The 19,339-nt window shown below is 38.9% G+C and carries 21 protein-coding genes; 7 read left to right on the top strand and 14 right to left on the bottom strand.

Features of this window, described 5'->3' with window-relative positions; translation table 11 throughout:
- Window positions 1-205 precede the first annotated feature (205 nt).
- From urtE to PL9631_RS09370, 3 genes are all read left to right on the top strand, one after another.
- The gene (gene urtE, locus PL9631_RS09380; protein ID WP_083619666.1) at window positions 206-907 is read left to right on the top strand and encodes an urea ABC transporter ATP-binding subunit UrtE; all 702 of its coding nucleotides are present in this window, start codon (window positions 206-208) and stop codon (window positions 905-907) included.
- Between the two features lie 119 nt (window positions 908-1,026).
- Window positions 1,027-1,674, top strand: a complete 648-nt coding sequence (locus tag PL9631_RS09375; protein ID WP_083619664.1) for an ABC transporter ATP-binding protein — start codon at window positions 1,027-1,029, stop codon at window positions 1,672-1,674.
- A gap of 21 nt (window positions 1,675-1,695) precedes the next feature.
- Entirely contained in the window at window positions 1,696-2,490 is a 795-nt protein-coding gene (locus PL9631_RS09370; RefSeq protein WP_083619344.1) for an ABC transporter permease, read from the top strand.
- 81 nt (window positions 2,491-2,571) lie between these two features.
- On the opposite strand, the gene ureC is transcribed toward PL9631_RS09370, so the two are convergent.
- Together ureC and PL9631_RS09360 are read right to left on the bottom strand one after the other, a co-directional pair.
- The gene (gene ureC / locus PL9631_RS09365) at window positions 2,572-4,290 is read right to left on the bottom strand and encodes an urease subunit alpha (RefSeq protein ID WP_083619341.1); all 1,719 of its coding nucleotides are present in this window, start codon (window positions 4,288-4,290) and stop codon (window positions 2,572-2,574) included.
- Window positions 4,291-4,366: 76 nt separating this feature from the next.
- Window positions 4,367-4,756: an urease subunit beta gene (locus tag PL9631_RS09360; protein WP_083619338.1), complete on the bottom strand. Its 390-nt coding sequence runs from the start codon at window positions 4,754-4,756 to the stop codon at window positions 4,367-4,369.
- 210 nt (window positions 4,757-4,966) lie between these two features.
- On the opposite strand from PL9631_RS09360, the gene PL9631_RS09355 reads away from it, so the two are divergent.
- Both PL9631_RS09355 and PL9631_RS09350 read left to right on the top strand, forming a co-directional pair.
- Window positions 4,967-5,359, top strand: coding sequence for a DUF433 domain-containing protein (locus PL9631_RS09355; RefSeq protein ID WP_197046308.1), 393 nt, complete (start codon window positions 4,967-4,969; stop codon window positions 5,357-5,359).
- Window positions 5,360-5,568: 209 nt separating this feature from the next.
- A complete protein-coding gene (locus tag PL9631_RS09350) occupies window positions 5,569-6,567 on the top strand; it encodes an endonuclease NucS domain-containing protein (RefSeq protein WP_083619332.1) in 999 nt (332 codons plus the stop codon).
- A 207-nt stretch (window positions 6,568-6,774) separates the two neighbouring features.
- Here the strand turns inward: PL9631_RS09350 and PL9631_RS27185 are convergent, their stop codons facing one another.
- From PL9631_RS27185 to PL9631_RS09315, 7 genes are all read right to left on the bottom strand, one after another.
- Window positions 6,775-7,335, bottom strand: coding sequence for a type II toxin-antitoxin system Phd/YefM family antitoxin (locus PL9631_RS27185; RefSeq protein ID WP_197046306.1), 561 nt, complete (start codon window positions 7,333-7,335; stop codon window positions 6,775-6,777).
- Window positions 7,336-7,356: 21 nt separating this feature from the next.
- Window positions 7,357-7,755: a hypothetical protein gene (locus PL9631_RS09340; protein ID WP_083619329.1), complete on the bottom strand. Its 399-nt coding sequence runs from the start codon at window positions 7,753-7,755 to the stop codon at window positions 7,357-7,359.
- 195 nt (window positions 7,756-7,950) lie between these two features.
- Complete coding sequence (locus PL9631_RS09335; RefSeq protein WP_083619326.1) at window positions 7,951-8,190, bottom strand: hypothetical protein; 240 nt, start codon at window positions 8,188-8,190, stop codon at window positions 7,951-7,953.
- Between the two features lie 272 nt (window positions 8,191-8,462).
- The gene (locus PL9631_RS09330) at window positions 8,463-9,785 is read right to left on the bottom strand and encodes a four-carbon acid sugar kinase family protein (RefSeq protein ID WP_083619323.1); all 1,323 of its coding nucleotides are present in this window, start codon (window positions 9,783-9,785) and stop codon (window positions 8,463-8,465) included.
- 67 nt (window positions 9,786-9,852) lie between these two features.
- On the bottom strand, window positions 9,853-10,500 hold the full coding sequence (locus tag PL9631_RS09325; protein ID WP_083619320.1) for a hypothetical protein: 648 nt from the start codon (window positions 10,498-10,500) through the stop codon (window positions 9,853-9,855).
- Window positions 10,501-10,651: 151 nt separating this feature from the next.
- The gene (locus tag PL9631_RS09320) at window positions 10,652-11,263 is read right to left on the bottom strand and encodes an SLATT domain-containing protein (protein ID WP_156090492.1); all 612 of its coding nucleotides are present in this window, start codon (window positions 11,261-11,263) and stop codon (window positions 10,652-10,654) included.
- 184 nt (window positions 11,264-11,447) lie between these two features.
- Window positions 11,448-12,833 carry a sensor histidine kinase gene (locus PL9631_RS09315; protein ID WP_083619315.1) on the bottom strand — a complete coding sequence of 462 codons (1,386 nt, stop codon included), beginning with the start codon at window positions 12,831-12,833 and terminating at the stop codon, window positions 11,448-11,450.
- 291 nt (window positions 12,834-13,124) lie between these two features.
- Between PL9631_RS09315 and PL9631_RS09310 the strand changes: the two genes are divergently transcribed.
- Window positions 13,125-13,448, top strand: a complete 324-nt coding sequence (locus PL9631_RS09310) for a DUF3155 domain-containing protein (protein ID WP_083619312.1) — start codon at window positions 13,125-13,127, stop codon at window positions 13,446-13,448.
- A gap of 337 nt (window positions 13,449-13,785) precedes the next feature.
- Here the strand turns inward: PL9631_RS09310 and PL9631_RS09305 are convergent, their stop codons facing one another.
- The 5 genes from PL9631_RS09305 to PL9631_RS09285 all read right to left on the bottom strand — a co-directional run bounded on the left by PL9631_RS09305 (window position 13,786) and on the right by PL9631_RS09285 (window position 18,219).
- Window positions 13,786-14,319: a cofactor assembly of complex C subunit B gene (locus tag PL9631_RS09305; RefSeq protein ID WP_083619309.1), complete on the bottom strand. Its 534-nt coding sequence runs from the start codon at window positions 14,317-14,319 to the stop codon at window positions 13,786-13,788.
- A 187-nt stretch (window positions 14,320-14,506) separates the two neighbouring features.
- Complete coding sequence (locus PL9631_RS09300; RefSeq protein ID WP_083619307.1) at window positions 14,507-15,823, bottom strand: S-layer homology domain-containing protein; 1,317 nt, start codon at window positions 15,821-15,823, stop codon at window positions 14,507-14,509.
- 54 nt (window positions 15,824-15,877) lie between these two features.
- Complete coding sequence (bioF, locus tag PL9631_RS09295; RefSeq protein ID WP_083619304.1) at window positions 15,878-17,089, bottom strand: 8-amino-7-oxononanoate synthase; 1,212 nt, start codon at window positions 17,087-17,089, stop codon at window positions 15,878-15,880.
- A complete protein-coding gene (locus PL9631_RS09290; protein WP_083619301.1) occupies window positions 17,079-17,309 on the bottom strand; it encodes a hypothetical protein in 231 nt (76 codons plus the stop codon). The genes bioF and PL9631_RS09290 overlap by 11 nt, the downstream gene beginning before the upstream one ends.
- Before the next feature lie 64 nt (window positions 17,310-17,373).
- Window positions 17,374-18,219 (bottom strand): ion transporter, encoded by an 846-nt coding sequence (locus tag PL9631_RS09285; RefSeq protein WP_083619298.1) that lies wholly within the window; start codon window positions 18,217-18,219, stop codon window positions 17,374-17,376.
- Between the two features lie 51 nt (window positions 18,220-18,270).
- On the opposite strand from PL9631_RS09285, the gene trpS reads away from it, so the two are divergent.
- The gene (trpS, locus tag PL9631_RS09280) at window positions 18,271-19,278 is read left to right on the top strand and encodes a tryptophan--tRNA ligase (RefSeq protein ID WP_083619295.1); all 1,008 of its coding nucleotides are present in this window, start codon (window positions 18,271-18,273) and stop codon (window positions 19,276-19,278) included.
- Window positions 19,279-19,339: the final 61 nt, after the last annotated feature.

The following is a 19,339-nucleotide window of genomic DNA, read 5'->3' as shown; positions in this document are numbered from 1 at the left end:
GGCGGGGGGAGCAGGGGGAGCAGGGGGGGTAAACTCTTTCTATTACCCATTACCCATTACCCATTACCCATTACCCATTACCCATTACCCATTCCTAATTACCTGCTATATCAAATAAAGTTTAAATTTTAATCCTAGGAGGATTTGCAAAATGTTCGGAATAACAGAAGGGGCGGTTATGGAATCTGTAGCACCGCCAGAGATTATGTTAAAAGTATCTGGATTAAATGTTTATTATGGAGAAAGCCATATTTTACGCGATGTAGATTTAAACGTTACCCCTGGACAAATGGTATGTTTAATTGGCCGAAATGGGGTGGGAAAAACCACGCTATTAAAAAGTATTATGGGGTTACTCAAACCCAAAACTGGGGAGATTTATTTTCAAGGTCAACCTATTACTAAAGTTGCCACGGATAAACGGGCTAGATTAGGCATTGGTTATGTTCCCCAAGGACGGGAAGTTATTCCCCGGGTGACGGTGAAGGAAAATCTATTATTAGGGTTAGAAGCATTACCCAAAAGACCGAAAGGAAAACCAGAAATTCCCGATGAAATTTTTGAATTATTCCCCGTTTTAAAAACTATGTTATCTCGGATGGGAGGGGATTTAAGTGGCGGACAACAACAACAGTTAGCTATTGCTAGGGCGTTAATGGGAAAACCACAATTATTGGTTTTAGATGAACCCACCGAAGGAATTCAACCTTCCATTATTTTAGAGATTGAAGCAGCAGTGCGGGGAATTATTCAGAGAACTGGAATTTCTGTTTTATTAGTCGAACAACATTTACATTTTGTCCGCCAAGCTGACCGTTATTATGCGATGCAAAAAGGTGGAATTGTTGCTTCCGGTGCTACCCAAGATTTAAGTCAAGAAGTCATACAAAGATTTTTGGCTGTGTAACCGCTCTCTCTACCTGTTTCCTATAATCCTATCAGCAGTTACACTGTATATTAACCTTCTTTAACCCTACCATGGCTAAGGGGAATGTAGGGAAGGGTAATCCTATTTATAGTGAAAAAATGAGCCAGTTATCTGCTATTAATCTCGGTCGTAAAATTCAATCTCGATGGGTTTGGCGAGGGGTTAATTTGGTGTTATCACCCGGATTATGTTTGGGTTTAGTCGGGGCGACGGGAACCGGAAAAACCCTGTTAATGCGAGCCTTGGCGGGGTTAGATCCCTTTGATGAGGGGGAAATTAAACTGGGAAATCGCCCTTTAAATCAATGTTATATCCCTCAATATCGTTCTTTAGTTATTTACTTACATCAACGCCCAGTTTTATTAGAAGGAACGGTAGAAACTAATTTAAAAATGGTTTATAATTTATTAGTTCATCGTCAAAAATATTACAATCCGCAACGGGTAGAAAACTGGCTTTTAGATGTGGGGCGATCGCCCGATTTCCTCAAACAATCAACTCAAAATCTATCAGGAGGAGAAACCCAATTAGTGGCTTTAATCCGAGGATTACAATTAGATCCTTTAGTGTTATTATTAGATGAACCTACCGCTTCTTTAGACCCTAGAACTACACAACAAGTTGAGTCTTTAATTCAACGTTGGTTAACTGAAAACCCCGAACGAGCTTGTATTTGGACAAGCCATGATCCTAAACAATTGCGTCGGGTAACTCAAGTTCAACAAGAATTAGTTTCTGATCAATAATTATATCTGATTCCTCCTAAAATGTCTAGTAGTTATATTCCGATTAGTCCAGAACAATTAGCCCTATCTGTATTATTCATTCTGATTAATATTGTCCTATCTTTAGGACTTAAATTAGGTCTAGCTCAATCGTTAGTTATTGCTAGTGTGCGAATGGTGGTGCAGTTATTATTAATTGGATATGTCTTAAATTGGCTGTTTACCCTATCTAATCCTTTTCCGATTATTGCCTTAGCAATGATCATGACAACAATTGCGGGAATTTCTGGTGTTAATCGAACCTCTCGGAGATTTGTCGGAATTTATTGGAGAAGTTTATTGTCAGTTTTTATATCCTCTTTTCTGATTACTAATTTAACGACCTTGGGAATTATTCAAGTGAAACCTTGGTATGATCCTCAATACTTTATTCCTTTGTTGGGAATGGTATTAGGAAATACGCTCACAGGAATTTCTTTAGGATTGGATAGATTCATGGAATCCTTAGTTAATCAACGTCAAAAAATAGAAACCTTATTAGCATTAGGAGCAACCCGTTGGGAAGCAACCCATGAAGAAGTTAAAGCCGCTATTAGAACTGGAATGATCCCCATGATTAACTCAATGATGGTGATGGGAATTGTCAGTTTACCTGGGATGATGACGGGTCAAATTTTAGCGGGTGCAAATCCTTTAGATGCGGTGCGTTATCAGATTATTATAATTTTTGCGATCGCCTCCGCCACCGCTTTAGGAACATTAGGAGTAGTATTATTAGCTTGGCAAGCTTTACTTAATTCTTCCCATCAACTTTGTTTAGATCGGTTAACAAAATAAGAAATTTTTAACTTCAATTATTCCATAACCATATACCCTGGCGGGCAAGAACGCCCGCACTAAAGGGATTTAAATTAATAATTAAAACAAGAAATAACGCTGTGCCATGGGTAAAACCTCCGCCGGTTCACAGGTTAATAATTGCCCGTCCGCTTTCACTTGATAGGTTTCTGGATCAACCTCAATTTTAGGTAAGGCATCATTTAATTTCATGTCTGCTTTACTAATATTTCGAGTACCAGAAACCGCAACACATTGTTTTTTTAACCCTAATTGTTCGGGAATTTTGGCATCTAAAGCTGCTTGAGACATAAAGGTTAAAGAAGTAGATGAAATTGCTTTTCCAAAACTCCCAAACATCGGGCGACCATAGACAGGTTGAGGAGTAGGAATACTGGCATTAGCATCGCCCATTTGTGCCCAAGCAATTAACCCGCCTTTAATCACTAATTCCGGTTTTACACCAAAAAAAGCAGGTTTCCATAAACACAAATCTGCTAATTTTCCTTCTGCAATTGACCCCACATAATCAGCAATTCCATGGGCGATCGCCGGATTAATTGTATACTTAGCAACATAGCGTTTTACCCGAAAATTATCATGGGTTTCTGTGGTATTTTCCGGGTCAGTTAATAGCCCCCTTTGTACTTTCATTTTATGGGCTGTTTGCCAAGTTCTAATAATAGTTTCTCCCACCCTTCCCATCGCTTGAGAATCAGAAGCAATCATACTAAATGCCCCTAAATCATGCAAAATATCTTCGGCGGCAATAGTTTCTCGACGAATTCGGGACTCCGCAAAAGCCACATCTTCTGGAATATTCCGATCTAAATGATGACAAACCATCAACATATCTAAATGTTCTTCTAAGGTATTCATCGTATAGGGACGGGTGGGATTTGTAGAAGATGGTAAGACATTTTTCAGGCCACAAACCTTAATAATATCCGGTGCGTGACCCCCTCCAGCCCCTTCGGTATGGTAAGTATGAATCACCCGATTTTTAAACGCTTCAATGGTCGTTTCTACGAACCCTGATTCATTTAAGGTATCGGTATGAATGGCAACTTGAACATCATATTGATCAGCAATTGTTAAACAAGTATCAATTGTCGCCGGAGTCGTTCCCCAATCTTCATGTAGTTTTAAACCCATCGCCCCCGCCACAATTTGTTCGACTAAACCTTGGGGTTGACTACTATTTCCTTTGCCTAAAAATCCCAAATTCATTGGAAACGCTTCCGCAGTTTCTAACATCCGATAAATATTCCAAGCCCCCGGGGTACAAGTAGTAGCATTGGTTCCCGTTGCCGGGCCAGTTCCACCCCCGATCATTGTTGTAATTCCTGATGCAATAGCAGTCTCTATTTGTTGAGGACAAATAAAGTGAATATGGCTATCAATTCCTCCGGCGGTGAGGAGCATTCCTTCTCCGGCGATCGCTTCAGTAGAAGGGCCGATAATAATATCAATATTATCTTGAATATAGGGATTTCCCGCTTTCCCAATTTTATAAATTTTTCCATCTTTTATCCCCACATCTGCTTTAACAATCCCCCACCAATCTATAATTAAAGCATTCGTAATTACTAAATCTACCGCCCCATCTTCCCGGGAAATTGGAGATTGTCCCATGCCATCTCGAATTACTTTTCCGCCCCCAAATTTTACCTCATCCCCATAATTTGTATAGTCCATTTCGACTTCAATAATTAATTCCGTATCTGCTAACCGAATGCGATCGCCCACCGTCGGCCCAAAGGTTTCTGCATAGGCCCGCCGATCCATTTTATAACTCATTTTTAACTCCTTCAGTAGTAAGCCCGACCGGGCTTTCTTTTATCATTTAATTCTACAAGCCTAAGTCAAACTAAAATTATTTTTTCTTCTTCCCCTTGTCTTTTTTATCTGTCTTAACCTTCTCTTTTTTATCCTTTTTATTTTCTTCGGGTAAATTCAAATTTAACTGGCCTTCCACTAACCCGTTAAACCCATAGATTTCTCTACTTCCAGCCATTGTCACTAACTCAACTTCCTGTTCATCTCCCGGTTCAAATCTAACCGCAGTTCCGGCGGGAATATTTAACCGCATTCCTTTAGTTTTTTCTCGTTTAAATTTCAAGGCTTCATTAACTTCATAAAAGTGATAATGTGAGCCAATTTGAATTGGGCGATCGCCTGTATTACCCACTTTAACCTTTAACGTCGGACGACCTACATTGAGTTCAATTTCACCTGCTTTAACAATTAGTTCCCCTGGAATCATGGGTTGTTTCCTCTTATAATATTAATATTGCAAATCTGATCGCTTTATTATACAATAATTATATCCCATTGAAAACATTTCTTGATGTAGTTATCTAGGATTATTCCTAAGTTGGCAAGAATGTAGGGATAAAAAACATTGACATCGAGATTTTATTGATTTAAAATGGGAATAAGCCATAATATTAGTCACAACAACGATATAATCAAGATGGATACTCAACAGTTAGAAAAACAACTCAATAATTTAAAACCTGCTGAAAAACTGCAATTGATTCAAACCCTAGCTCACAATTTAAGCGATGATTTTTTACCCAAAGAAACCTCTGAACCTGACTCAATTGCTAATGTGGGCCGTGTTCCTATTCCGGTTTGGAAATTAGTTGGTTATCGCCGTTTAGGTTGGAGTGATTTGGAAATCTTAGAAAACTTTCCGCATTTACAAGCTGAAGATTTAGAAACTGCTTGGGACTATGCAGAAACTTATCCAGATCAGATCAATCAAGAGTTAGAATTATATCAACAGAATCAACCTTTATCCGTGAATTATTCCCCTTGGGATGAACTTATAAACTTGATTGATCGTTGTACTGTTGATGTATAAATTATAAATTAATATTACACTGTAATCATTAATCGCTCAAAAATCAGTGAAAACACGTATGGTAATTTATTTTAAATTATTTTATAATCCGTTGTGAATAAATTTATATCATATATATTAATAGGGGTCGTCGCTATAGTAAAATTTTAAAAACAGACCAATATCTACAAGAATACAAAATTTATCAAGATAAACTTTTTAAAAAATCTATGCAACTTTCAGGCAATAGTCAATCGATACGTCCTCCAAAAATTAACAAACTGTTTAAGAAAGGGCGGAATCAATGGGGGTTTGGTAGTGAAGAAGCCTTAGAAGATTTTATTTGGGATAATTTGAGCAATTTATTAGAACTTACACCTTTAAAACGTCAATATAAAGTTAATGGAGGTTTTTGTGATATTTTAGCATTGGACAAACAGAAACAATTAGTTATAATAGAACTAAAAAATGTAGAAGATCCAAGAGTAGTGCAACAGTTAACTCGTTACTATAATAATCTAATTACTGTTAAGCCTTTTGATTTAGGGATTGATTATAGTAACTCTATTCGATTAATGGCTATTATGCCAAGTTTCCATCAACAAAATTTTATTGATCAAGAATATAGTAAACTAGCTTTAGAGTTTTTATGGTTTAAAATCGTTAAAGAAGAAAGCCGTTTCTTTTTATCTTTAACTCATCTTGATACTAAGCAAGTAACCCAAGCAGAAATTCCTTATAATGAAAATGAGATCTCGGATCTGGAATCCAATTTATCTGATCCACCCGGCTTTTTATTGACAATCATTGAAAATCAATCATCAGAGCAACAAGAATATATTTTAAGGCTGAGAAAATATATTTTATGTTTTCATGAAAAAATTGAAGAAATTAATAGCAGACGAGGAGTTATTAAGTACGGACGAGGTAAAAATAATATCTGTATTGAAATTTGTCAGAAGATAGGTTCTAAAGACCCAGATCTATATTTATATTTACCAATTCCAGACAGACGAAATAGAAATTTAAAATATGCTATCGGTAGAATGGTAATTTTTTTGAAAAATGATTGGAAAAATATCTACTGGATAGGTTATATTTCCCAACAAAAATTATATTCATACAAACATTTTGAAAAATTTATTCAAGTTACAGATTCTACAGAACCTCCTAGTCAGCTAGAAAATCTAGTGAATATAGCTTTGGAACATTGGTTAGAACGGCTTTAGTTGTTGTCGTCTATGTAAGCGTAGCACACCTACTCTATTATCTTAAAGAATAAAAAGTTGGTGCGTGTGGTTTAACCTTGCATATCTTACGAATTTGTTTGAGGAATAGCAGAAAGTAAAGAACGTAACGCATGATTAACCGCTTCAGACGTTTTAAAAACTTCAGCAACATCAGGATCTAATGTAATGGTAATTAAAGATTCTGATCTAATAATTTTGGGTTCCAATCGTTTGTTTTTCATTTTCTAAATGAGCAGTTGCTATTAAATGATTCAATTCCTCTATCGCTATTAAAACCACACTTTCCCCTTCAGCACGATTAATAACAATAATATCTCGATTCGCCACAACTTGGTCAAACAATTGAGTTATATTTTCCTTGGCATCTTCCCAAGAAATTTGATTAAATTTTATCAGATTTAGCTTTAATTTTTCCTCTAATTCAACTGGATCAGTAAAAACTTGATGAAAATGACTACTAAAATAAACTATTTCATAATTAGGTGCTAATTCCTGATTTAACTGTTTCCATAAACTTAATCCTTGCCATTCAAAATGCTCTACTTCTTCCGGTGTAACTTCAGGAGAATCAGAAGGATCAGCAAAGTTTAATCGTGCATCAAAAGCATCAGCCCAATGATACAAACGTTGAATGATTTCTTGACTTAAAGGTAAAGATTCTGGATCTAAATCACCCACTTGATCAGGTTCATCCCACCATAAAGGATAACATCCATAATCTGTCATCAGTCTAATTTTTTTAGGCATATAATTGAACCTCTATAAAGATTATTTTAGTTTTGTTCTCGGATTTGCCCCTACAATATATCCATTATTACCCATTGTAACTGCAATATATTTGATCTCACCCTTATGAATAAGTTGATAAACTGGACGGGGGTTAACTGTGTCCCTACCTTGGAAACTAACAATGCTTCCTTTGGTAATTGCTCCCATAACAACATCAACAATTTCATCTACATTGATTCCTATTCTAGCAAATTGATCGGCTTTCGCTAAAATATGCTGTAAACCTCGGTTTTCATCTCCCGTTTCTAAGAATACAATTTGATCATCCGCACATCTAGCAATTCGCACAATCTTTTCAGGATTATGCCTGATTCCTCTGGCTTGAAGTTCTGCAATTAAGGCAGATCTTTCAGTTTCATAGTCTGGCGCTTGAGTCAAGGGCTTACCTACTATAATGTTAAAATTATATAATAATATTATAACCGCTTAAAAAGTGCACCCAAAATTTTATTAATCAATAAAAAAAGTGCGAGGAGCAAATTGTTAATGATGGATTTACTCATCAATTAATTGCACATTACGCACCAGAAAAACTATTTAATTAATAATACAAATTGGGTCTTTATTTTGAACTTAATCCTCATCCCAATAAGATTGGTTATAACCGAGTTTTGTTGCTGCATCCCGTTCCTTTTGGGTTAATTCCTCCCAATATTTCTCATTAGAATCGGGAGCTTCAGATTCTTCTTCCCAACTAGCTTCATTCCAGCCTAAAGTGACCCACAAAGCTTGCTCCATATCGTTCATATCTGTCCAACTCAAATCATCCCAAGTGTCACCTGGATTACTGGCAATATTCCGAATACTTGACATACATTACCTCTTATAAATCATATAGAACACTAAGTTAACCCAAACTAGCTGAGTACAACTTATGATCAATTCTACCAGCACCTGATACCAGCTTTCGAGTTCTCTCCCAACTGAAGTATTTGGAGAGTAATTTTTTCGACCGACATGGAATAAATTCCCATCATCAAACCCCGGGGCGGCAGTTTTTCTTAATAAAAGATGGTGCGAGGAGCAAATTGTTAATTACTGGATTTACTAATTAATTGCGCCTACGCACCCTAACATTTTTGAGTTTAGGTTTGCGGTTGACTTAAACGCTGATAAACTGTTGCTAAACCGTTCGCATCTCCCACATTTCCCGGAAATAAAACCACAGGTAAATTAGGATAAAGGGGATGATTAGAGGAAGTTTTAACCATTGAACAACCTGCCAAAACTTGACCTAATAATCGGGCTGTTTTTAAAGCTAATCCTTTACTCAATACATCATTAGAAGTAATCCCCCCTTTACTAATTAAAAATCCAATATCGGGCGGTAAACCTCTGACAATATCCATTAGTAAGTCTGAAACTTTAGCCCCAAAGGCTAACCGAATTTCTACCGTATCAAATTGTAATTCTTGACGACTGGTATAAATTACCGGAGTTTGACCTGCATTATGAATAGCATAAATTTGGTCTAAAATCTGTTGTAATAATTCCTGTCTTTGAGTCTCACTTTCTTCTAATAAATGGGAAACATCTACCTCAATTCCGACTATTCCAGGTGCTTGTAATAGTTGTTCTAATTGTTGGGTAGATTTTTTAACATGAGAACCCATAATCACCACCCCAGGTTTCCCATTGCGCGTATATTTTCCCATTTCTTCGGCGGGAATCGGTTGATTTCCTAAAGCCGCTAAAGAGGTTAAAATACTAGCCGCACTTCGGAATAAAAAGCGTTTTCCTTGACTGGCGGCGGTAATAATATCAGAAGCTAATTGATCAAAATCCGCTTGAGTTTCACCATCAACAACCACGCATTGATTCCCGGTTAATTCCATTAATCGAGTTAATGTCCCTATCCGAATATCCGCTAATAAAAATTGTTCTACTTTTTCCGAAGGAATCAAACCTTTCGTTTTTTCGGTGACATAATCGGGTAAATAACTATGTTGATAAGCAAAGACAGAATCCTTGGCAAATTCGGTTAAATGAACTGGAGTTTCTACACCATCAATGATTAAATAATGAATACTATTGCGGGTAATTCTTCCCCCTTCAAAAAAAGCAGGAACCAGAAAATGAGCATCAAAGGGGCCAAGTTCCTCCGCAATCACATCGGTTTCTACGGGATAGTGACCTCGCAGGGTAGAATCGGAACGACTCACCACCAGAAAGTCAGTAATGGACTCCGCAGCCAGGGCTAGTTTCAAATTTTGGGTGACTTCACGGGTGACGGCGGCGGCCTGGTCTGGGGTTAGGGCTCTGGTATTAGTCAGAATAAAGAAAATCGGAGATTGGTCAGCCAGTCCAAGTCGCAGGGTTTCCACATCCCACTGGGTCAGGAGTAAGCAACTATGGACGGTTTGGGAACCTGTGGGGTCATCATCGAGAACAATAATTTTAGGTCGCATTGGTATTTTAATCAAAATATGTTGAGGCTTGGGGAGGGTTTTCAATATATTAACAAAAGCCTAGCATTTAATGGGATTTTTTTTGCTCCTGAAGTTGCCTTAATTGTTGATGAACTTCCGAGGCTATTTCAAAGGCTTGATAAAGGAGGATTCCCTGTTCTTTTGTGGGTTTTTCTGTTTGTAAGAAGGTGAGGAGGGTAAAATTTGGATCAAAAAAATCTGGATTTTTAGCAATAAATTTTTTATGTTTTTTCAAGATACGTTCTATTTTTAACCCCCTAATTAATTCGGCTCTAATTAATTTCAAGGATTGAATAATTCTATCTCGATTTTCTAATTTTGCTGGGGGATGTTCCGTCGCTTCGAGTTGATTATAAATATTTAAGGCTTTGACAATGGCATTATAACGATCAACTTGATTCAAGAGTTTGACACACTGGGGACGGGTTAAAGTTAACCAAATTTTGATAATATCTTCAATAATTAATAGAAGGATAATAATTAAGTAAATGGTAATAAATATTAAGGAAAATTCTGGGAAAATTAAACTCCAAATCCAATAACTAATTAATAATAACCCGGCAATAATTAAGGTTTTTAACCCTTCCCCCATCAATTTTTTAGCGATCGCAGGTCGGTACAGGAAATTTTTATGAATACCACTCCAATGTTTAATTTCCCCTGAAGTAATTTCTAATCCCTCTAAATCAGTCATCAGTTATCAGTCATCAGTTATCAGTTAAAGAGTACACAGTTAAAAAATATCACAGTTAAAAAGTATCAAGGTATGGATCAAGAGTTAACTATTGACTCTTAAGTCTTAAACCTTAACTCTTACACTAATAACTGATTACTGATTACTGATTTTACTGTCTGGCGGAATTTTTTGCCGCCATTGGTATCAGTTTTTGTACGGCATTATTGGTATTAATAGCTTTCTGATATGCCCATTCTGGACAGGCGGGTAAGGATTTTTTGCCTTCACTATAGGAAAAATTAAGCTGGGTTAAATCATTAAATTCCTCTTGAATTGATCGAGGTTCTAAGCGACATTTGAGAATAAAAGAGTCATATTGATCTGCCATTTGTTCATAGACCCGAGAAGCATTCAAATGATTATTAGCCCTACCATTAGGATCTAAAAAAGTCAAGAGAGGGGCGAGAATTGCCACTAAAATTGCAATAATGACAGATACTAATTTATACTCTCCCCCTAAACTATTAATGGCTTGCACACTAGCAACAGCCGCTAAAATTGTACTAGGAATCCCAATATAAAGATGGGCGGTTGACCAACGAATTGAAACATCAATATGAGCTTGACTCAAAACCCTACAAACAGTTTTTCGCTCAACGGCCCGATAAATGATATCTTCTTGGACAACATAGGGGAGGGGTTTATTTAAACTTTCTTCTGAAGCAGGAGAGGAAGTCATAGGTTGATTAATATTATCATCAGGGCTACTGGATGCACTCATGGTTTTTTATAGGAGGGAACAGGGAATGGGGAATGGGTAATACTTCGACTTCGCTCAGTAACAGGGTAATGGGTAATGGGTAATGGGTAATGGGTAATGGGTAATGGGTAAGAAAATATTTCATCCTCTAGGTTTGAGTATCCTGTGGGATAGGGGAAAGATGAGTTGAGAAAGAATAATTCTATCAAATTAAGTTCAATTCTTGATCCGGGATGGCAACCTGCACCCATAAAATAAATGTAGTTCCCGGGAAACGGCCATTGGGTTTGTCCCGATCCGGGGATGTCCACGCAGGATTGGCGGGGGAAAAGACTTGAATTTCTCCTTGCATTTGTTGAATTAAAGCCTTGGCGATCGCTAACCCCAACCCCGTCCCCGGAATTTCAGAATTCCCCTGAACACCCCGATAGTGACGCTCAAAAAGATGCTCTAAATCTTCGGGGGGAATGCCTGGGCCAGTATCACTAATTCCAATCCCCACTTGAGGGTTTAGGTTTTTGGACTCTAGGGAAGGGGGGGCCAGTTGAACTCGAATATAGAGTTTTCCCCCAGGGGGAGTATATTTGAGGGCGTTATCCAGGAGGTTACTCAGAACTTCCCGTAGGGCTTTAGCATTGCCTTGGATCGGGGGCAGATTTTCAGGTAGATCGACTTCACAGCCGAGTTTTCGTTCCTGGGCGATCGCCTGAGCCGATATAATCAAAGGTAATAATATCTCGGATAAAAAGAGGGGTTCAAGTTGATCACAAGCGGGCAGTAGGGGCAAGATAGGAGCCGAAAATAAGCAGGTTTGAGTCCTAGGGGTCGCCACTTCCAGCGTCAGAGGCAAACTCAGGGAGGTTTCGGTATATTCTAAGGTTTGATCCGCCTGTTCTAAGAGTTCTTGAATCCGATCGCTCTCGCGTAAAATCCCCTTAGCAATGGGATAATTTTTATCTTCAGGTAGGAGTCGCTTTAATAATAATTTACCAAAGGTACGAACGGCCGTTAGCGGGCTTTTAAGTTGATGAAAAATATTATGCAGTGCATCAGCCTGTTGTCCTTGCAGATGTTGTTGTCGGTCTAACTGTTGCTCAAACCATTGGGCGCGTTGATCTAAAATACAGCCTAGGGTGAGGGTATGGGCGATCGCCTGAAGTTGAACATATTCCTCCGCATTCCAGGGTCGATCATTGCGTCCAGTGACTAAAAATCCCAAGACCACATCCTCTTGAATTAAAGCCAAAACCTTTTGACTCCGTTGTTGTCGGGGGTCTTCGGTTGACCCGGGAGTTTCTGAACAATCATCAATTTCCACCGCCGGTCTTAATATCTTTCTTTGTCCGGCCCGTTCTATCCTTAATCTAGGAGGTAAACTGGGGATAAACGTTTCAGGTAAACCCATCAAACCCCGAATATCCAAATTATCCAGGGATGTTTCAGGATAGCTGGCAATAGGAATCAGTTTTTTATGTTCCTCATCTACCCACGCCTCTGCCAGATAGACCACACTCAACGACGCCCCCAAACTCGCCGTCAATGACAGTTGGGTGCGACACAGTTGGACAAATTCAGCACTGGCTGTGAGCATAAAATTCAAAGGCTAAATAGGTTATAGGTAATGGGTAATGGGTAATGGGTAATGGGTAATACTTCGACTTCGCTCAGTAACAGGGTAATGGGTTATAAGCCATAGGTTATAGTTTACTCCCCCTGCTCCCCCTGCTCCCCCTGCTCCCCTACTCCCCTTCCCGATCGCCTTCTTTATCAATTTGTGTCAATCTATTAAAACAGCTTGATATTTTGAACTAGAAAGGATATAATTCTCTCGGATTTTGTAGCTATATTTACAACCCGCCTGCTTAAAAAGGAGGTCAACAAGTTGGCTAGAAGACGTAAGCGTAAAAGCCGTCGCAGACAAGAAGGACGTAGGATTTTAGAATGTGTGCCTCAATATAGCATCTCAAGTGGCGAAGATAAACCCGTAACGGCCGCTCGTAAGTTTATCCACGCTGAAGGAATTATTCCTCCGGCTCTGCTTCTTGTAAAACGAAATGAGCATACCACAGATCGATACTTCTGGGCTGAAAAGGGTCTATTTGGAGCCCAGTACGTTGAGGAGAATCACTTTTTATTCCCGAGTTTAAAACAGCTTGTGGAGAAAGCCACATTGGTTTCCTCTGCTTCCACAGCTAAGGGGGTTTGAAATCGAGATGTTGTCTGCAACATCCCATCCTCTTAATGAAAGGGTTTGATAATCCAGAGCTTTTCTTGAGCCGTGACACCTGATGAGAGCCATGAGCAATATGAGCTTCAGTCCTTAACTCTGATAAGGCAGGCGCGAAGGAAAAAAATTAGTCCGTTGATTCTGGGTGCCGGTTGGGGTTAATTCTGTTGATTCTTGCTGACAAGTTGGAATTACTCCCCACCCCAGTACCACGAATCAAAATTGTTCTAATTGTGGTAGTTATATCCTGAATAAAGATTCAAGACCGTTGGCATTGTTGTCATGTTTGCGGTTTTGAACCCGGTGGGAATTAAAATTATTCCCAGGCTTTGAGGTTGAGTGCTTGTTTAAGCGTCGCCAGTTCGTCTCGGTGAGCAGTTACGGTAATTAAACTTTGAGTTTGGTTGCCCTGATCAATGACGTCATCCAACTTGAGACAGACCTGTTCTGGACGCCCGGAGCCTTTCCAATAAAACCAACCACCTAGGGGCGAAAGCAACACCAATCCCCAAAACAGTTGGCCTACGCTGGGCACAACCATCGATAGGACTAACCCCAAACATAATAGCCCTACGGCCGTTAACAGAGTTAGGAAGATGGCTAAAAACCAACTGGGGCGCACTAGCCCTTCAAAGGTAATTTGATTGTTTTCCCGATTTAACTCCGTAATCCGATAGGCTCGGGAGGCGAAATATTGTCGGATTTGTGTGAGCAAGGATTCTGCTCCCTGTTCGGCGATCAGTTTTTCCTGTTCTATTCGGTCTTTAGTTGAAGCTCGAACAAAGAAGAATAAGCCAATCACCATTAACAGTGTCAACACAAACGTAGAAGGGATTACGGGAGTCATAATAAATTAAGCCACTCTAGTTTTAAAAATTATAAGACGAATCGGGGAGATTAAAAACGAGCGTGTCCCCCATCTTCACGATGATACTACCCCGTATAGATTATCAATCCCGTTGTTGCGCTTCAGCGCAATCTTCTCTAATTCTCGTTGGGAATCCTTCAGGGAATTAAATGAGCAACCTAATTAATCATTAATTAGGATCAGGATTAGGATTAGGATTAGGGTTAGGATTAGGATTAGGGTTAGGGTTAGGATTATTTAAAACTTCATTAGCCGAAATTCCCTCCCCTTGAAATCCAAAATACCAAAGAGTCGCGGCTGCTTCCGCACGAGTCACAGGTTTTTTAGGTTGAAATAGAGTTGTGTACCCAAAAATCCGGCGAATATTAGAATTATCCGCATTATTATAGTCTTCTAAAATAGCAGGTAAAGCCCCCGGATCAATTTTAGAGGTATCTTTAAAACTCCATCTTTCTTTAACTGCATCAATATTAGCTTTGGGTAAAGACTGTCGAGTATCTAAAGGCACTTTCCAAGCAATTAAATCCTCCCGGGTTAAAACAGAATCGGGACGAAATTTTGTTACTGTATTATCTCCCGATAAAGGACTCTGAATTAACCCAGCTTCTGCTAATCCTTGAATCTCAGCAAAATTCGGATGATTTTTCGGTACATCTGTAAAAATCGGTTGGCTATTCCCCGCCGCTAACCGAATTTGTTTGGCGGGGTTATCGGCATATAATTTATTATTCACCTCTACCAACCAACGAGCATATTGACTACGAGTAATTGTACCATTCGGATTAGGTAAAATTCCAGTTTCTTGAGAGTTTGGAGCTTTAAAAATACCCAATTTTGCAATATCAGCAACAGATGAACTTAACTCTGGAGGAACAGAATTATTGTCCGGTGTTTCAGTATTAGGGATTGTCTTAGGGGTGGGTGATGGAGAGGGAGAGGGAGAGGGAGAAGGTGATGGTGTTGGCGTCGTAACCACCTTAACGGGAATGGGTTGATAACGAATTTGAAAATATGTTTTTCCATCCCCTTGAGCATTCGGTTGTTGGACAATAGTAACTTTTAAATTGTCTTTTTTGGCATTCAGATTATCGTTATTTTCTGTTTCTAAATTATCGATAATTTGCCATTTTTTTGTCTCTAATTCTTTTTTGTAGAAACTTTGAACCGCATTACTGGGATCAACCGTTTCCCAAAGGGTAATAACAGCCGTTTTATCTGTAGTTGAAGGCATCACCTCTCGTAAAATAGCATTTCCATAGAGTGGAATTTCCGAGGGAAAATCAGCCGGAAGTTCCACCACAGGAATTACAGGTTGAGGGGTTTTAGTGGGTGTGATTATGGGTTCTGGTGGGGGAGAATTGGTTTCTAATTGAGGATCAGCTTGCAGGGAGTTTTTGATAGCTTCCCCCGTGGGACTATTGGCACAGGAGGAGAGGGTAGCGATTAAACTAACAGTTAAACCAGTCAATAGAAGAATGTGTTTCATTAATATAAGGAATGGGGAATGGGGAATTACGAATTACGAATTAATACTCCTTAATTATACCTCTTGGTGTCCTTGTTCCTTGGTGTTTCCTTCAAAAATTATATCCGTTAAAACTTGAACCAATGTTTGCAACTGGATGGGGGTGTGAGTTGCCATTAGGGAAATCCGAATCCGACTGGTATTGACGGTGGGGGGACGAATCGCGGCGGCAAAAATTCCTTGTTCTTTGAGTTGATCTTTGAGGGTTAATACCGTGGCTGCATCTTTAATCGGAACACAAAAAATCGGGGAAAGGGTGTGGGAAATCGGTAAATTAGATGTTTTTTTATGGTCTTGAAATAGGGTTTCTAAAGTTTTCACATTCTGCCATAATTGTTCCCGGCGTTGGGGTTCAGTTTGCACAATCTTAATTGCTGCTAAGGCGGCGGCGGTATCCGCAGGACTTAATCCGGTGGTATAAATCCAACTAGAGGCACGATTTCTTAAAAAGTCAATTAATTCCGCCGATCCCGCTACATAACCCCCTAAACTTCCCAAGGCTTTACTAAGAGTTCCCATCTGAATTAAAGGCTCTCCCGTACAGTTAAAATGGTCTACACATCCGGCGCCATTTTTACCAAAAACCCCGGTTCCGTGGGCTTCATCTACTAATACCATACAGGAAAATTCTTCCCCTAAATCAAGTAAATCATGTAGGGGACATAAATCCCCATCCATGCTAAATACACTATCGGTAATAATCAGTGCTTTGCGGTGGGGAAGACGATTTTCTTCTAATAGTTTTCTCAAATGTACCGGGTTATTGTGTTGATATTCTAACACGGTTGCGCCACTCATTTTCGCCCCATTTATCAGACTAGAGTGGTTATATTCATCGGATAAAATCAAATCCCTTTGTCCGACTAAAGCCGCAATTGTGCCAATATTAGCTAAATAACCGGAACTAAAAACCAAAGCATCTTCGGTTTGTTTAAAAGCAGCGATCGCTAATTCCAAATCTCGATGGAGTTGGCGATGTCCAGTTAACAGTCGAGACCCCGTTACCCCCGTACCAAATTCTTGAGTTGCGGCGATCGCTGCATCAATTAGCCGTTGATCTCCGGTCAATCCCAAATAATCATTACTGGCAAAATTAATTAAGGATTTACCCTCTATCATCAGAGTCGATCCCGGTTGACTTTCGACAGTTTGAACCGAACGATACCAGTCCGCTTTATGAATGGTATGGAGTGCTTTTTCAATCCAAGCATAAGCATCATTGATCATGTTGAATATCATCAGAATAGGGTTGACTAATTTCGGCACTTTTGCCCCGAACTGGGGGTAATTTATCCACTAAACCCATATCAAAAGCAATATCGGGTAACTCTCCAGCAATATAATGTCCAGGTTCAAAAATGCGACTGGGAGTAAAACATATTTGTCTCAATTCGACCGTTTCTGTTTGTTCAAACATTCCTCTAAATAGTTTACGTTCTAGTCCCATGATTAAACCTCCTTTATTTTAGCAAAATTCGATTAAACCTTTTCAATCATAACCGCAAAATCAATTAATGATCAAGATCCCTAGAATGTTCCAGAGGTTGATCAATATTTTTACCACAATGGGGACAAATTTTAGGATCAATGGTTTTATTTCCTCGTTGATTCAGGGCAATCACTTCCGTAAAACCCGAGGCAATAATCCCCGCAGGTAAGGCAATAAGTCCAATTCCTAATAACGCTAAAATACCCCCTAATAATCTTCCCATGGGAGTAATAGGATAAACATCTCCATAACCCACCGTTGTTAAGGTAATTACCGCCCACCACATTGACGCCGGAATATGGGGAAATTTATCCGGTTGTGCTTCATGTTCGGCAAAATAAATTAAATTTCCTGAAAATATTAATAAAAAAATTACCATATCTAACGTTAAGATTAATTCCTTTTTTCGCAGTCTAATAACTTCGGTTAAAATTTGAGTGACCTGGGAATAACGACCTAATTTTAAAATTTGTAAAAAGCGAGTCAATTGCAAGAGTTTCATCTCTTGAAAATTGCCGGGATCAAAAGGAAAATAAAAGGGTAAAAAAGCAATTAAATCAATAATTGCTAGGGGAGTTAACATATATTTTAGCCTTCCCCAAACCGGATGACGATATTTTTTAAGGATCGTACATGACCAGACCCTTAATATATATTCCAAGGTAAAAACCCCCAGCGAAAACTGATTAAATACAAGTAAACTCGTTTTATAAACTTTAAATATTTCATCCATCGACTCAATACCAACCGCTAGAGTATTTAAGGTAATTAAAAAGATTAAAAAATATTTAAAAAATCGGCCTAACGGGTGTTGGTGTTCCTTCGTCTCTAAAAGCAGAAACACACGATGCTTCAATTTTTTAACCATATTATCCCATTCGTGCCAAGATAGAGTATTAAGTTCAGTTAATATCATCTTATGGGTAAACAGCGAGTTCTATCTGGAGTACAACCGACCGGAAACCTACATTTAGGCAACTATCTAGGTGCAATTCGCAACTGGGTAGACCATCAAGCGCAATACGATAACTTCTTCTGTGTTGTCGATTTACACGCCATTACCGTCCCCCATAATCCTGCCACCTTAGCAACCGATACCTACACCATTGCCGCCCTTTATTTAGCCTGTGGCATTGATTTAGCCTATTCTACAATTTTTGTTCAGTCCCATATTTCCGCCCATACTGAACTCGCCTGGCTCCTGAATTGTATCACCCCAATGAATTGGTTAGAAGATATGATTCAGTTCAAGGAAAAAGCAATTAAACAGGGGGAAAATGTCAGTGTTGGTTTACTCGATTATCCCGTATTAATGGCGGCGGATATTTTGCTTTATGATGCGGATAAAGTTCCCGTCGGGGAAGATCAAAAACAACATCTGGAATTAACCAGAGATTTAGCCGTCAGGTTTAATCATTTATTTGGAAAAGGAAAGACTTTGTTAAAATTACCCGACCCTTTAATTCGTCCCGAAGGTGCTAGGGTAATGAGTCTCAGCGATGGGACTCGCAAAATGTCAAAATCCGATCCCTCCGAATTAAGTCGGATTAATTTATTAGATGATCCTGATACAATTACTAAAAAAATTAAACGCTGTAAAACCGATGCAGTTCGCGGTTTAACCTTTGATGATCCAGACCGTCCAGAATGTCATAATTTATTGATGCTCTATGGAATTTTAGCGGGTAAAACTAAAGCAGAAGTTGCAGCAGAAGCTCAGGATATGGGATGGGGTCAATTTAAACCTTTATTCACAGAAACTCTGATTGAAAATCTTCAACCCATCCAAGCAAAATATAAAGCGGTGATGGATGATAGAAGCTATTTAGAATCGGTGTTAAAAAACGGTCGAGAAAAAGCCGAAGTGGTGGCTAATCAAACCCTAACTCGCGTTAAGGAAGCCATGGGATATTCCCGACCTTTATAAGTTTAATTCCGATGAATTTTAATTGATCATCCCTATTTGATGATCTGATTCAGGAACTTTC

Source organism: Planktothrix paucivesiculata PCC 9631 (assembly GCF_900009265.2).
Lineage (GTDB): Bacteria > Cyanobacteriota > Cyanobacteriia > Cyanobacteriales > Microcoleaceae > Planktothrix > Planktothrix paucivesiculata.
The sequence above is the reverse complement of the archived record's forward strand: the minus strand, read 5'-3'. Positions and strand labels throughout refer to the sequence as shown.

Excerpts from the sequence above, each read along its gene's own strand:
- urtE (WP_083619666.1), top strand. The coding sequence starts at position 206 with ATGTTAAAAGTATCTGGATTAAATGTTTATTATGGAGAAAGCCATATT.
- PL9631_RS09375 (WP_083619664.1), top strand. The coding sequence starts at position 1,027 with ATGAGCCAGTTATCTGCTATTAATCTCGGTCGTAAAATTCAATCTCGA.
- PL9631_RS09370 (WP_083619344.1), top strand. The coding sequence starts at position 1,696 with ATGTCTAGTAGTTATATTCCGATTAGTCCAGAACAATTAGCCCTATCT.
- ureC (WP_083619341.1), bottom strand. The coding sequence starts at position 4,290 with ATGAGTTATAAAATGGATCGGCGGGCCTATGCAGAAACCTTTGGGCCG.
- PL9631_RS09360 (WP_083619338.1), bottom strand. The coding sequence starts at position 4,756 with ATGATTCCAGGGGAACTAATTGTTAAAGCAGGTGAAATTGAACTCAAT.
- PL9631_RS09355 (WP_197046308.1), top strand. The coding sequence starts at position 4,967 with ATGGATACTCAACAGTTAGAAAAACAACTCAATAATTTAAAACCTGCT.
- PL9631_RS09350 (WP_083619332.1), top strand. The coding sequence starts at position 5,569 with ATGCAACTTTCAGGCAATAGTCAATCGATACGTCCTCCAAAAATTAAC.
- PL9631_RS27185 (WP_197046306.1), bottom strand. The coding sequence starts at position 7,335 with ATGCCTAAAAAAATTAGACTGATGACAGATTATGGATGTTATCCTTTA.
- PL9631_RS09335 (WP_083619326.1), bottom strand. The coding sequence starts at position 8,190 with ATGTCAAGTATTCGGAATATTGCCAGTAATCCAGGTGACACTTGGGAT.
- PL9631_RS09330 (WP_083619323.1), bottom strand. The coding sequence starts at position 9,785 with ATGCGACCTAAAATTATTGTTCTCGATGATGACCCCACAGGTTCCCAA.
- PL9631_RS09325 (WP_083619320.1), bottom strand. The coding sequence starts at position 10,500 with ATGACTGATTTAGAGGGATTAGAAATTACTTCAGGGGAAATTAAACAT.
- PL9631_RS09320 (WP_156090492.1), bottom strand. The coding sequence starts at position 11,263 with ATGAGTGCATCCAGTAGCCCTGATGATAATATTAATCAACCTATGACT.
- PL9631_RS09315 (WP_083619315.1), bottom strand. The coding sequence starts at position 12,833 with ATGCTCACAGCCAGTGCTGAATTTGTCCAACTGTGTCGCACCCAACTG.
- PL9631_RS09300 (WP_083619307.1), bottom strand. The coding sequence starts at position 15,823 with ATGAAACACATTCTTCTATTGACTGGTTTAACTGTTAGTTTAATCGCT.
- bioF (WP_083619304.1), bottom strand. The coding sequence starts at position 17,089 with ATGATCAATGATGCTTATGCTTGGATTGAAAAAGCACTCCATACCATT.
- PL9631_RS09290 (WP_083619301.1), bottom strand. The coding sequence starts at position 17,309 with ATGGGACTAGAACGTAAACTATTTAGAGGAATGTTTGAACAAACAGAA.
- PL9631_RS09285 (WP_083619298.1), bottom strand. The coding sequence starts at position 18,219 with ATGGTTAAAAAATTGAAGCATCGTGTGTTTCTGCTTTTAGAGACGAAG.
- trpS (WP_083619295.1), top strand. The coding sequence starts at position 18,271 with ATGGGTAAACAGCGAGTTCTATCTGGAGTACAACCGACCGGAAACCTA.